This is a genomic window from Anaerobium acetethylicum, assembly GCF_900096945.1.
GTDB classification, from domain to species: domain Bacteria; phylum Bacillota; class Clostridia; order Lachnospirales; family Lachnospiraceae; genus Anaerobium; species Anaerobium acetethylicum.
On sequence record NZ_FMKA01000008.1, the window covers coordinates 46,150 to 60,253 of the forward strand.

Below are 14,104 nucleotides of genomic sequence, written 5' to 3' on the forward strand. Positions count from 1 at the left end.
ATGTCCTTCATAGTCACATATGATGCACAAAAATTGCAGAACCAGCAATTTTGCGCATGCAGAACTCAAGTGTTCATGCAAAACCAGCATAAAAACATCTCGCGGCACAGGGGTTCTGAACAGCATCACCAAACCTTACAAAAGCAGAATGACAGGAGGAAACAAAAATGGAAACTATATATGACGTAATTATAATCGGTTCAGGTCCTGCAGGACTCTCAGCGGCGGTTTACGCAAAAAGGGCACAGATGGATACGCTCGTAATTGAAAAGGAGCCCATGAGCGGGGGGCAGATCGTATATACCTATGAAGTCGACAATTATCTCGGAATTCCGGGAATCAACGGATTTGATCTGGGAATGAAGATGAGGGAGCATGCAGACAAGTTCGGTGCTGAATTCGTAACCGGTGAAGTCCAGCTGATAGATGCTTCCGACAAGATTAAGACGGTCGTACTGACAGATGATACTATGTATAAGACGAGAACCATAGTCGTGGCGACAGGAGCGCAGAGCAGCCGTCTCGGAGCCGAAGGCGAAGCGCGGCTTTCAGGAATGGGCGTTTCCTACTGTGCGACCTGCGACGGCGCCTTTTTCAGGGACAAGACCGTAGCAGTCATCGGCGGCGGGGATACCGCAGTGGAAGATGCCATCTTCCTGGCAAGGGGATCGAAAAAAGTATACGTTGTCCACAGGCGCGATGAGTTCAGGGCTGCAAAGGTGCTCCAGAACAAGCTTCTCAGTCTCCCGAATGTCGAAGTGATCTGGAACAGTACGCTGGAAGAGATTTCAGGGGAGGAAAAAGTGGGATCCATCAGCGTGAAAAATGTCAAGGACGGAAAAATCACAGCATATGATGTGGATGGAGTGTTTATCGCAGTTGGATCAAAGCCGAATTCAAAGATTGTTGAAGGAATCGTTGAATGCGACGGCAGCGGTTATATCATATCAGGAGAAGACTGTGTCACAAGTGCCAATGGAATTTTTGCCGCAGGGGATGTCAGGACAAAGCGTCTCAGACAGGTCATTACAGCAGCTGGAGATGGAGCATGTGCAATATCTTCTGTCGAGAGGTACATCAGCGAGGAATTCTAGCCGATATAAAAGGGGAGTATAGGAAAAGCACAAATAACTATGCAGGCTCCCTTGTGGTTTTGAAGGATGCATGCCTGAATAGTTTGAAATAATAAGATCAGGGGAGAAAAGGCATGAGGAATATTCTGTTTGTAGAACATGATCCGCTTGTTACGGAGAAGTTCAGAGACTGTATATCAGGTGAAGAGTTTAACTGTTTTTACGCATCTTCGGGGATGGAAGCGCTGGAGATTATGAGGAGCACTGAGATTGCATTGGCAATCGCCGATCTGGATATACCTGTCATCAGCGGACTGGAAATACTTGAGATGATAGGGCATATATATCCGGATACGGTTCTGATTGCAATATCTGAAGAACCATATTTTGAAAATGTAATCAATTCATCAGGGATGAAGGGAATCTTCAAATTTGTGGTCAGGCCCTGGGAGAAGCGAGGGGATCTTCTTTTGCCGGTCAGGGAAGGCATGGAGTACAGGGAACTGAAGAAGCTGAAGGAACAGGCAGGCGTGCTTCTTGGAAACGAAAAGCTGTCATCTGAAGACATTGCATCAAAAATCAGGGAGCGTTCCGCATGCGAGATGGACAGGCTTGAAGCTGTGATCGAGGTGATGGCAGTCATCATCCAGAGCAGCATCAATGAGCTGAAGGGCAGGCCGGAAGAAGATAAAGCGGTTAGGACAGCCCAGTTTACAAAAATGCTCCTGAAGGAGTATATGGGCGCCTTCACGGAAAACGTGCCGGAATGATGGAATAGTTACTCTTTAACAATTTTAAATGATGTGTTATTATAGGGAGTAAATGCGCTGCAGCCATGCAGCGCAATCAAGAATGACAAGTAAAGAGGCACAAGGAGGAAAACAATGGAAAAAGAAGTAGTTTCCAAAAATTTCATTGAACAGATTATCGATAAAGATTTAGAAGAGGGTCATTGCAGTACGGTGCACACAAGATTTCCACCGGAACCGAACGGATATCTTCATATAGGACATGCAAAATCAATTATCCTGAATGCAGGTCTTGCAAAAAAGTATGGCGGAAAATTTAATTTAAGGTTTGACGATACGAATCCTACAAAAGAAAAGACAGAATTCGTCGAGTCAATCAAGGCTGATGTAGAATGGCTGGGAGCAGACTGGGAAGACCGCCTGTTTTTCGCATCTGATTATTTTGACCAGATGTATGAAGGCGCGGTCAAACTGATTAAGAAGGGGAAAGCATATGTATGTGACCTTACTCCGGATGAAATCAGGGAATACAGAGGGACGCTGAAGGCACCTGGAAAAGACAGCCCTTTCAGAAGCAGAAGCGTTGAAGAAAATCTTCAACTGTTTGAAGATATGAAGAATGGCAAATGCAAAGACGGTGAAAAAGTGCTGAGGGCAAAAATCGATATGTCCTCACCTAATATAAATATGAGAGATCCTATTCTCTACAGGGTTGCAAGAATGACCCACCATAACACAGGAGACAAATGGTGCATCTATCCGATGTATGATTTCGCACATCCAATTGAGGATGCCATCGAAGGAATCACACATTCCATCTGCACCCTTGAATTTGAGGACCACAGACCTCTTTATGACTGGGTAGTGAAGGAACTTGAATATGAAAATCCGCCAAAGCAGATCGAGTTTGCAAAACTGTACCTTACAAATGTAATCACTGGAAAGAGATATATCAAAAAACTTGTTGAAGACGGCATTGTTGACGGATGGGACGATCCGAGGCTCGTATCGATTGCTGCGTTAAAGAGAAGAGGATTTACGCCGGAATCCATCAGGATGTTCGTTGACCTGGTAGGCGTATCAAAGAGCAACAGCTCTGTAGACTACGCAATGCTGGAATACTGCATCAGGGAAGATCTGAAGCTGAAAAAGCCAAGAATGATGGCAGTACTTGATCCAATCAAATTAGTGATCGACAACTATCCGGAAGGACAGGTTGAATATTTTGAGGTTGCCAATAACCAGGAAAATCCGGAGATGGGCAGCAGAAAAGTTCCTTTCAGCAGGGAACTCTATATTGACAGAGAAGATTTCATGGAAGAGCCTCCAAAAAAATATTTCAGGCTTTTTCCTGGCAATGAAGTTCGTCTGATGAACGCATATTTTGTGAAATGCGAAAGCTTCGTAAAGGATGAAACTGGTAAAGTAACTGAAATACACTGCACCTACGATCCGGCAACAAGAAGCGGCTCCGGTTTTACAGAACGAAAGGTAAAAGGAACCATCCACTGGGTTCCGGCAGAATTCGCTGTGAAAGCAGAGGTCCGTCTCTACGAAAATATCGTAAATGAAGAAGAAGGCGTACGAAATGAGGATGGAGAACTGAATCTTAATCCGAATTCTCTTACAGTATTGAAAGAATGCTATCTGGAGCCGGCTCTTGCGGAGGCAAAGACATATGACAGCTTCCAGTTCGTAAGGAATGGATATTTCTGCGTGGATGCAAAAGATTCAAAGGAGGGAAGCCTGGTATTCAACAGGATTGTTTCCCTGAAGAGCTCATTCAAAATACAGAAATAGGAGGCATAACAGATGAGCGGATTGTTATCAGGGCTTGATAAGTTCGGACTTGAAGGATTGGAAGGAGCCATCCTGTTCCCGGAAGCAAAGAAAAAAAGGACTGCTGAAAGTCCTACGGCAAAACCCGTAGTGAAGGAGACAGATCTGATTTTTGACAAGGGATACGAGTGTCCGGCATGCGGCAGTGAATTCAGGGCGAAGACCGTGAAGACGGGCAAGGCCAAGCTTGCTGAAGTAGAAATGGATTTGAGGCCCAGATACCAGAATGTGGATCCTCTAAAATATGATGCCGTCGTATGTCCGGAATGCGGGTATGCGGCATTGACAAGATTCTTCAATTCCCTTACACCGGTGCAGGTCAGGCTGATCAAGGAAGAAATCACCGTCCGTTTCAAGGCGGCTTCCAAGGCAGAAGAAATCTATACCTATGAAAAGGCGATTGAAAACCACAAGCTGGCTCTTGTGAATGCCATGGTAAAAAAGGCGAAATCAAGCGAAAAGGCTTATATCTGCCTGAAGCTTGCATGGATTATAAGGGGGAAAAAGGAACACCTTCCCACTTATGTTGATAATTATGATGCAATCATAAAGGAGTCCGAAGAAGAGGAAAACAGATTCGTCAAGAATGCATTTGAGGGCTTCAGGAGAGCCATTGAAACGGAATCCTTTCCGATGTGCGGAATGGACGAACATACCACCATATATCTTGTTGCTGTGCTTGCGATGAATACAGGAAATTATGAGGTGGCGTCGAAACTGGTTTCTTCCGTCCTCACAGACAGAACCGCCAGCAGAAGGATAAAGGACAAAGCCTGTGAGCTCAAGGAGGCATTGATCCAGAAAATCAGAAGCAGCAGATAAATCTAATGACAGCACTATAATGACTCCCCCGCTTTTTTTTAGAAGCGGGGGAGTCGTCTGGGTTATCTGTTCAGAATCCGGGGGAATATCATGAATGAATTGACAATAAGCATAGATGTAAAGGATAGTAAGCCTTTATATGAGCAAATTTATGAATATATCAAAGGCGAGATACAGGGGGGGAGTATTTCATTCCATGAGAAGCTGCCATCCACAAGGGCTCTGGCCAGACACCTTCAGATCAGCAGAAGCACTGTGGATGCCGCCTACGAGCAGCTGATGTCGGAAGGATATATAGAGGCTGTTCCCTGCAGGGGCTATTTTGTATCGGGAATTGATGAACTATATCAGTTTACGGAAACAGTTTCCGAGCCTGTTAAAATCATGCAGGAAAAAAAGGACCGCAGGGAGGACTACAGGATCGATTTTTCTCCAAATGGAATTGATCTGGACAGTTTTCCCTATAATACCTGGCGGAAACTGACAAGAAATACCCTGCAGTATGATAATAAGGAACTTTTCCAGCCGGGGGCTGCAGAGGGAGAACCTGAATTCAGAACTGCCATATGTAAATACCTGCATCAGGCCAGAGGGGTCAGATGCCGGCCGGAACAGATCATTGTCGGCGCAGGAAATGACTATCTGATGATGCTGTTAAGCAGGATTATAGGAAAAGACCATGTCATTGCAATGGAAAACCCCACATACCGGCATGCCTACGGGACTTTTACCGGCCTTTCCTATGAGGTTGTGACCGTAAATATGGATAAGAATGGGATTTTGGTCAAAGAGCTTGAAAAGACCAATGCGGACATTGCATATGTCATGCCTTCCCATCAGTATCCGCTGGGTATCGTCATGCCGATCAAGCGGAGGCTTGAACTGCTGAGGTGGGCAGCCGCAGGATCAGAAAAGTATATCATAGAGGATGATTATGACAGTGAATTCCGCTACAAAGGCAAGCCGATACCAGCGCTTCAGGGCTTCGACTCCAATGACAGGGTAATCTATACAGGAACATTTTCCAAGTCGATCGCACCGGCAATCAGGGTCAGCTACATGGTGCTTCCTGAAAAGCTTCTGGAAAAATACAGAGAAAACAGCGAATTTTATACCTCGACCGTGTCCAGAATCGATCAGACCCTGATCAACAGCTTTCTAAGCGAGGGATACTTCGAACGGCATCTGAACAAGATGAGAGCCATATATAAAAATAAGCATGATGTACTCCTTCAGGAAATGAAGAAGCTCAGTACGGTCTGTACCGTATCAGGAGAGAATGCCGGAGTCCATATACTTGTAAGCTTCCATAATGGTCTTCAGGAAAGAGAGATTATCGAGAGGGCAGCGAGCAGGAAAATCAAGGTCTACGGACTTTCGGAGTACTACATCAAATCGTCTCCCGGCGAGTCGGCTACAATTATAATGGGTTATGCCAACCTGAAGGAAGATGAAATCAGAGAGGCAGTCAGTGAACTAGCAGAAGTCTGGAGGCAGGGAAGAGCAGGTTACTGTTCACGCTATGACCAGTAATATGCTGGATGATGCACAGGAATGGTGTAAACTTCACCATTTCGCCCTACATGAAGGCCCCCCTGACCGATGACAAATGTAACTGGACATTGGACATCTAATATAGTAAAATTCATATGAATGACAGACAACAGATGATATTGTCAAAAAGCATAGGGGGAATTGTGGTATGAGAACGAAAATGTCTAATATATTATGGGGAATCGCATTTATTGTAGTGGGTATCGGTTTTGCGGGAAATGCCCTTGAATTATGGGATTTCAGATTGTTTTTTGCAGGCTGGTGGACGTTGTTCATCATTGTGCCCTGCTGTATCAGCCTGGTACAGAATGGTCCGAAAACATCAACGGTAGTTGGAATCGTCCTCGGTGTGCTGATGCTTATGGCGGCACAGGGAATCGTGAACTGGGACATCATAGGAGCCATGATAGTTCCTGTTATTTTCGTCATAATCGGACTGGGATTCATTTTCAGGAGCACCGGAAAAAGGAATCAGATACCGCCAAATGTGGCGTCGCATTTTGAACAGGCTGATTCAGAGCTTACAGCGGTATTTGGAGAAAGAAAGGCCAATTTCCGCAACCAGCAGTTCAACGGCGCTGACATCAATGCGATTTTTGGCGGTGTGACTCTGGATCTGAGGGAAGCGGTGATTGACCATGATGTGCTGATCCATGCAACTGCCATTTTTGGGGGCGCAGATATCTTCGTGCCGGCAAATGTGAAGGTGAAGGTTTCGTCAGTACCAGTTTTTGGGGGCGTATCCAACAAATCAATGGCTTCTATCGAGCCGTCAGCACCGACGGTCTTCGTGAATGCCACATGCATGTTTGGGGGGATTGATATAAAATGACCGGTTTCCAGAAAGCAATCAAGGTAGTAGCAATCGTATTTGCAATTTCACTTACAGCCACCATCATTGGCGGCATTGTGAATCTTGCAGGATTCTTTATTAACGGTCTTACGGGCGGCGACGGAAAAACGACGGAAAATTTTTCAGAAGCATATGAAGAAGATGGAATCGAAGGCATAAAGATTGAAAGTTCCTATGGCCGGCTTGTCATAAAATCCGGTGACGGCTTCCTTGTGGAAGCTGACGGAGCAAGCAGCAGATTTTCCAGCAGGGTTTCAAATTCAGGAATTCTTGTCATAACGAATACGGGAGGCAATTACAACTGGGCCGGAAAGTTTTTCGGAGGCGATGATGAATTCAAGGATGCAGTAATCACCGTAACAGTTCCTGAAAAGTTTGAAGTAGAAAGCCTGGAGATAGAGAACGGCTTTGGTGATCTGATCATGCAGGATGTCGCTTGCGGATTTTTGAAACTGAAGCTTGGCGCCGGAGACTGCGACGTCATAGGTGTAAAGAGTGGAAGGACAGATATTGATGCAGGTGTAGGCGAGCTTTCCTTTATCGATGTGGTTCTGGGAAATGTGAACCTGAACTGCGGCGTCGGCGACATATCAATTGAGGGCATTATGACCGGAGAAAACGACGTGGACTGCGGAGTCGGAGAAATCGATATCAGGATAGAAGGAAACCGCGAGGATTACGATATTTCCGTTGAGCGCGGAATCGGTGAGATTTATCTGGACGGTGAGAAGCAGGATGACATGAAGGCAGGCGATTCATCTGCAGAAAACACACTGAATATCAATGGAGGAATTGGAGAGGTCAGTGTAAAATTTACTGAAACAGAATAGCAGGATATTAGCTCAAAGACCGGACCGGTATGATGGTCCGGTTTTTGATTTATAGGGTGGGGTGTCAATTTGCACAGGTTTCGCGAAACAGGACGTGATGCAAAACATGTTCATTCGCAGCGCGCTCTCGCTTAGATGAAGACGTAGTGGTACGTAAGGCCGCAAAGTACGCGGCCTAAGTACCAACGTCTTCATAAAGCTGCTCATTGAATCATGTTTTGCATCACTGCGTGTTGGATGGCGAATGTGAAAATTGACTAGGCTGAAGGTTACAGGAGGGGGGAACGCTTAGATGAAGACGTATCATCGTCTTCATAAAGCTGCTCATTGAATTATGTTTTGCATCACTGCGTGTTGGATGGCGAATGTGCAGATGGACTAGGCTGAAGGTTATAGGAGGGGGGATATACGTCCTTTGGTTCATGGGAACTGGGGAATTTGAGGTCCGAATCTGGGAAGCTAAATCAATTTGGCAGGTGAGTGTATATAGAAAATTCCTCGAATTTCCTATATAGTAAAAACGTTCCCAGCAGGCTCGGCGAAGGATCGTGCAAACACTAAAAAAGATAGTGCAAATGAAAAAAATGGTGGTATACTAATAGGGTTGAGCGCTGTTCATCAAATGAAAGGGGATTTCCATGCATATAGAAAGCAATATAAGAATCATTCTTGCATCTGCTTCCCCAAGAAGGAAGGATCTTCTTGAACAGGCAGGAGCATCTTTTGAAATTATTCCCAGTGTGGGAGAGGAAATTATAACAACAAAAATTCCGGACAAGGAAGTTGAGGAATTATCCAGACAGAAGGCTGGAGAAATAGAAGCCAGGGTCTTGGGCCCGGCGATCATAATCGGAGCCGATACCGTAGTGGCAATCGATGGGGAAATTCTTGGAAAACCGAAGGATGAGGAAGATGCGGTCCGCATGCTTTCAAACCTGCAGGGCAGGACACATCAGGTCTACACAGGGGTGACGGTGATAATCAGGACAGACAGCCAGAGAGAGTACATCACTTTTTCCGAGGCGACATCAGTTACCATGTATCCCATGACAGAGGAAGAAATAAAGGGGTATGTGAGGACCGGAGAACCGATGGACAAGGCAGGTGCTTATGGAATACAGGGTCTGTCTGCAGTATACATACAGAAAATTGATGGTGATTACAACAATGTGGTAGGCCTTCCTTTGGCCAGGCTATACCAGGAGCTTAAGAAAGCTGGTTTTGATTTAACCTTGTCAGGCAGGCAGTTTTAGCAGATTGCGTCTATCCGCTTTGACAGGTACACCAGCTACAAGGATGAAAGAACAGGAGGAGTAGGAACAGGATGAGAAACGGAACGGGAGCAGTTGAAATTTCTAAAGGCATATACTGGGTGGGAGGCAATCTTGAAGAGAATCTGCAGTGCAACCCTTATCTTATCGTTGACGGTGATGAGGCGGTCCTGATAGATCCGGGGTCCGTGCTTGATTTCGAAGCGGTTTATGAAAATGTGTGCTCTGTTGTGCCCCTTGAAAAAATCAAATATGTGATTCTGCATCATCAGGATCCTGATTTCTGCGCTAGCGTTCCTCTATTTGAAGCAAAGGGCTGCCGCTTCCAGATCGTGACCCATTGGAGGACCAGCACGCTCCTTGTCTATTATGGGATAAAATCAGATTTCTACATTGTCAATAAGAACAGGTTCATGCTGACTCTGGCTTCCGGAAGAGTCCTGGAGTTTGTCCAGACGCCGTATCTGCATTTTGCAGGATCTATTGCGACTTATGACAGGCAGTCAGGGACTCTTTTTTCAAGCGATCTTTTTGGTGCTTTTTCAAAAAGCTGGAGCCTGTATGCGGGCGATGATTATGTCGAAGGCATGAAAGCTTTTCACGAGCACTATATGCCGTCGAACAGGATACTCAGGCCCGTCATGTCTATGATGATGGAGATGGAACTCAATATGATAGCGCCACAGCACGGCTCCATCATTAACAGGGATGTGAAGAAGTACATCAGGATTCTGCGGGATCTTGACTGCGGAAGCTTACTGGATCCGATTAAAAAGGAGCTGACGGTTGCTGGGGGATACCATGCCATCTGCAGCGCAATCCTGATCAGATATGCATCCATCTACAGCAGGGAAGAGGTCCTCGAGATGACCAGGGAACTTGAAATGAGGGTGAATGAGAAGCTGGAGGTCATCGATTCCAATAACACTGGAGATGTGCTGCTGAACAGGATCTTTGAAAAAGTCCTGGCAAAAAATGGGCTTTCATGGCTAATTGTAATTGAGCCCTACATGAAGGCGCTTGCCAAAGAATATGATATCCAGATGCCGCCCGTATTCGACAGCAACTTCAAGGCCAACGAGCAGAAGATGGAGAACCTTAACAAGGAAAACCAGCTTCTTAAGGAGGTAAATGACAGGCTGCAAGGCAGCCTCCATGAGGCTGAGGACAAGCTTACAAGATGTCCGGTGACGAAATTCTATAATTTTGAATTCCTCAAAAAGTATCTGACCCATGAAATCAGAGATCTGATTCTGCAGGAATCCCTGCAGAATCCAGGACTGATGATCATCAGAGTTGATAATATTTCGAAAATCAGTTATGAATACGGTGAAAGCGAAGTGGAGCAGGTTTACAGAAATCTGGCCTATATGATTGAAGAAATGCAGAATGACCTTACAACCGATTTCAGGCTTCAGGATGGATCCTTTGCCCTGTACACCCCGCAGTCGGAGAAAGAATCGTCGTTGAGATTTGCAGAGCAGATAAGGAACGCCGTTGCCTCATCGGAAAAATTCATTGAAAAGATAACTGTATCCATAGGGGTTGTATGTTTTGATGAGATGCGTGAGGAAATCAAATATGCAAACAATCCGGAGGCGTTGTTCTTCCGGGAAGCAGTAGCACGTGTGAGGCAGGCCGAAATCCTTGGCCGGAATATTGTATGCGGCCATAAGGCGGATGCCTCCCTCATAACCAAGGGTGTAAATATACTTCTCGTGGATGAGGACACTGTGGTAATGGATGTCATTAAGAATCAGCTGGAAAATATGGGGTACGGCGTCTATACAGCCAACGACGGTTCTGAAGCCGTCGATCTTGCATCAAAGAAGAATGTAGACCTTATCATATCAGAAATCATGCTGCCAAAAATGGATGGACTGCTGGTCCGGGAAAATCTCCTGGCCCAATCCCATACAAAGAACATTCCTTACGTGATAGTCTCCCATCTGAAAAGTGAAGACACCGTCAGGAGGGCTTTTGAACTTGAGGTAAGCCATTATCTCAAAAAACCATTCATGGTAACGGAACTTATGGGAATCGTGAAGAGAACCATTGCAAGGGAGCGCTAGAAATGGACCTGAATACTACTATATGGCTGAACATCGTAACTGTTATACTGTTAGCGGATGCTATGATTGCAGCAGCAATGATTATTAATAAAGTTTATAAAAAGGGTAGGATGCAAACATTTGGTAAAAACAGGGAGTATATCCTTCGGGCTGTGTCAGAAAACCATGCGGAAGGAAGCAGAAAAATACCCTTCAGCTTCTATGCAGAAATGAGGCAGTCCCTAAGGCTGGATGCTGAGAGCTGTGAAAAGATGAAGGGCCTGTTTGATATCAAAAAGGCTGAAAGAAAGGCGCTAAGGCGTGCGGAGAGTGTTTTCAGGACGACCAGGATAAGAGGAGTCGCGGAACTTGGGATGCTTGGAACCGAGAAAGCCAGGCATGCTTTAGAACTAGGTCTGCTCAGGGAAAAGGATAGCAGCGTAAAACTCTATATGGCAAACTCGCTGTCAGAAATCGGGGACAGCAATTCCATTAGTGTAATGGTAGCTTCGCTGTTTAATGCGAACCGTTTTTACAGGGAAAAGGTGAATATGCTGATTGCCGGATTCGGGAGTGAGTTCAATGACTATCTCCCGACGATTATGACTGTCGACAGGGTTGAAATAGTCGAGCTGATCGTGGATTTTGCTTCCGGGCATTTTTCGGCGCTTGTAAAAGACTATCTGATTCAGCTTATTGATACGAGACAGGAGAAGCTGGACTGGTACAGCCGAATGTACGGCTCTGATGTCGATTGCTGCGGAAACTGCATCCATAGAAGTCTGATGGTAGGAAGCAGTTCAACAATCAAATGCAGGTACAAGGGAATCCGGCCAGGAAATTATGTGTGCAGGCGCCATACCCTGCTTCCGGTCAGTATCAATTCGGGGGAAAATTACAGACAGGTGGTCTACAAGGCCTGCAGAATTCTTGCAGAATATTATCCGGCATTTCTGGACGATGAAAAGTATTTGAAATCAGCAGACCAAACCATCAAAAATATAGCCGTAGGAGCATTGGCGAACTACCGCTCAGAGGACAGGATCGTCAGGCTGATTGGCCTGCTTACGGAGGAAGAGACTTCCAGAAGTGCATCAAAGGCCATATCTGCAATTATTGAGAAGAACCCGGGCTATATCAATGCTGTTGCAGATGCACTTGCCGAAACAGAGAATATCGTGGCCAGAAGGGAACTTGCAAGGATTCTGGCTGGTAAAATAGAGTATTTTATTATGAAGCTGACAAAAGGGAACAAGGAAAAGGCCGAAAAGATTATTTTTGAAGTTCTGAAGCTTGGAAGAAGCAGTGAAATCATTGATTTCCTGAATAAAAATAAAAATTTGGATATTGAAGCCGAGCTGATCAGAATTGTCCGGAAGGCCTCAGAAGATCTGCCGGAACTCGAACATACCCTGTCCATCTATCTGAACAGAGTGCTTCTTGAAAAGTGCGGCATTATCCCGTACATGGTTGAAACTGAGAAAAAGGAAGAAAAGAAGGATAGGAATCTGACTACTTATCTTGTTGAATTGCTGGTAGTCATGACTGCCGGGCCCTTTTTAATCTATGCAGTCAGGCATATGGATACACTGCGCACGCTTCCCCTGGACGATCAGATCCGGCATTTTGTCAGGGATTTCAACTATGGTTTTGTGTTCTACTCCGCAGCTATTAATATCGCTTATCTGATGCTGCTGCTGTTTTCCTATATCAATGTGGTAAAGCAGAAGAGGCTCCAGGCAGTAAAAGATGTTTCGATGCTTTTTAAGAAGAAGATGCTTCCTTCCGTGTCTATCATTGCACCGGCATATAACGAAGAGAAGACGATCATTGAGAGTTCAAATTCCCTTCTGAACCTCAAATATCCCGATTATGAACTGATTATTGTGAATGACGGATCGAAAGATGATACTTTGCAGACCCTGATACGCTATTTCAATCTTATCAGGGTGGACTACATGTTTGAAAGCAGTCTGAAGACAAAGCCAGTCAGAGGTATATACAGGAATCCTGCAAGGCCGGGATTCACTGTCGTGGATAAGGAAAACGGAGGAAAAGCGGATACGCTGAACGCTGGAATCAACATCTCGAGTAAAGAGTATTTCTGCGGCATAGATGCGGATTCCCTGATCGAGGAGGAAGCGCTCTTAAGACTTGCGGCGATGACCCTGGATGAGAACCAGGAGACACCGGCACTGGGAGGGAACATTTTTCCTATAAACGGCTGCCAGGTCGAAAAAGGAAAGATCAATAAGACAGGGATTCCCCGGAACTGTCTTGCAAGAGTGCAGATGATGGAATATATCCGCTCTTTTATGGGTGGAAGGCTTGGATGGGCTTATCTGAACAGCCTGCTTATCATTTCGGGAGCCTTTGGCCTCTTCAGAAAAGACAGGGTTGTGGGGGTAGGTGGATATCTGACAAGCAGTGAGAGGTATGAAAAGGATACGGTTGGCGAGGATATGGAACTTGTCGTGCGTATTGTCAGGTCGATCAGGGAGCTGGGCGGAAGCTACAGGATATGCTACGCATATAATGCAAACTGCTGGACCGAAGTACCTGAAGAGATCGGAGTGCTGAGAAAGCAGAGATACCGCTGGCATAAGGGACTGATCGACATCCTGTATTTTCATAAGGAAATGCTGTTCAATCCCGATTATGGAAGGGCTGGAATCATGGCCATGCCGTATTTCTTTATTTTTGAAATGGCCGGGCCCCTGATTGAAATGGGCGGATATTTTATGGCAATAGCAGCATTTTTCCTTGGGATGATGAACTATGAGATTGCCCTGCTGCTGTTTGTTACAACCATTCTTATGGGGACTCTCGTATCCATGTCTTCGCTTATGATTTCAGAAAAGGGAGCTGCGTATTTTACAGTGAAAGAAGTGCTGGTACTTGCGGGATATGCAATAGCTGAAAATTTTGGGATAAGGCAGATACTCAGCGTATGGCGCGTGGGAGCATTTTTTGAGATGTTCAGAAGCACAGGAGGGTGGAATAAGGCAGAACGTAAGGGGTTTTCAAGCGCTCAGACTGCCGACAGATAGAGTTGCCGGAAA

General features: G+C 45.5%; 10 protein-coding genes. All 10 read left to right on the forward strand.

Going from position 1 to position 14,104, the window contains the following annotated elements; genetic code table 11:
• Window positions 1-167: 167 nt before the first annotated feature.
• Window positions 168-1,094, forward strand: a complete 927-nt coding sequence (trxB, locus tag BJR36_RS08560) for a thioredoxin-disulfide reductase (protein WP_091232793.1) — start codon at window positions 168-170, stop codon at window positions 1,092-1,094.
• 113 nt (window positions 1,095-1,207) lie between these two features.
• Window positions 1,208-1,843, forward strand: a complete 636-nt coding sequence (locus BJR36_RS08565) for a response regulator (protein ID WP_091232795.1) — start codon at window positions 1,208-1,210, stop codon at window positions 1,841-1,843.
• 114 nt (window positions 1,844-1,957) lie between these two features.
• Entirely contained in the window at window positions 1,958-3,622 is a 1,665-nt protein-coding gene (locus BJR36_RS08570; protein WP_091232798.1) for a glutamine--tRNA ligase/YqeY domain fusion protein, read from the forward strand.
• A 12-nt stretch (window positions 3,623-3,634) separates the two neighbouring features.
• Complete coding sequence (locus BJR36_RS08575; protein ID WP_091232801.1) at window positions 3,635-4,483, forward strand: DUF2225 domain-containing protein; 849 nt, start codon at window positions 3,635-3,637, stop codon at window positions 4,481-4,483.
• A gap of 90 nt (window positions 4,484-4,573) precedes the next feature.
• Window positions 4,574-6,016, forward strand: a complete 1,443-nt coding sequence (gene pdxR, locus BJR36_RS08580; RefSeq protein ID WP_091232804.1) for a MocR-like pyridoxine biosynthesis transcription factor PdxR — start codon at window positions 4,574-4,576, stop codon at window positions 6,014-6,016.
• A gap of 169 nt (window positions 6,017-6,185) precedes the next feature.
• Window positions 6,186-6,869, forward strand: a complete 684-nt coding sequence (locus BJR36_RS08585; protein WP_091232806.1) for a LiaF transmembrane domain-containing protein — start codon at window positions 6,186-6,188, stop codon at window positions 6,867-6,869.
• Window positions 6,866-7,720 (forward strand): DUF4097 family beta strand repeat-containing protein, encoded by an 855-nt coding sequence (locus BJR36_RS08590; protein WP_091232808.1) that lies wholly within the window; start codon window positions 6,866-6,868, stop codon window positions 7,718-7,720. Before BJR36_RS08585 ends, BJR36_RS08590 begins: the two co-directional genes overlap by 4 nt.
• Before the next feature lie 638 nt (window positions 7,721-8,358).
• Entirely contained in the window at window positions 8,359-8,973 is a 615-nt protein-coding gene (locus BJR36_RS08595; protein ID WP_091232811.1) for a Maf family protein, read from the forward strand.
• A gap of 71 nt (window positions 8,974-9,044) precedes the next feature.
• Window positions 9,045-11,063 (forward strand): oxygen-binding di-iron domain-containing protein, encoded by a 2,019-nt coding sequence (locus BJR36_RS08600; protein WP_091232813.1) that lies wholly within the window; start codon window positions 9,045-9,047, stop codon window positions 11,061-11,063.
• A gap of 2 nt (window positions 11,064-11,065) precedes the next feature.
• On the forward strand, window positions 11,066-14,092 hold the full coding sequence (locus BJR36_RS08605; protein WP_091232816.1) for a glycosyltransferase family 2 protein: 3,027 nt from the start codon (window positions 11,066-11,068) through the stop codon (window positions 14,090-14,092).
• Window positions 14,093-14,104: the final 12 nt, after the last annotated feature.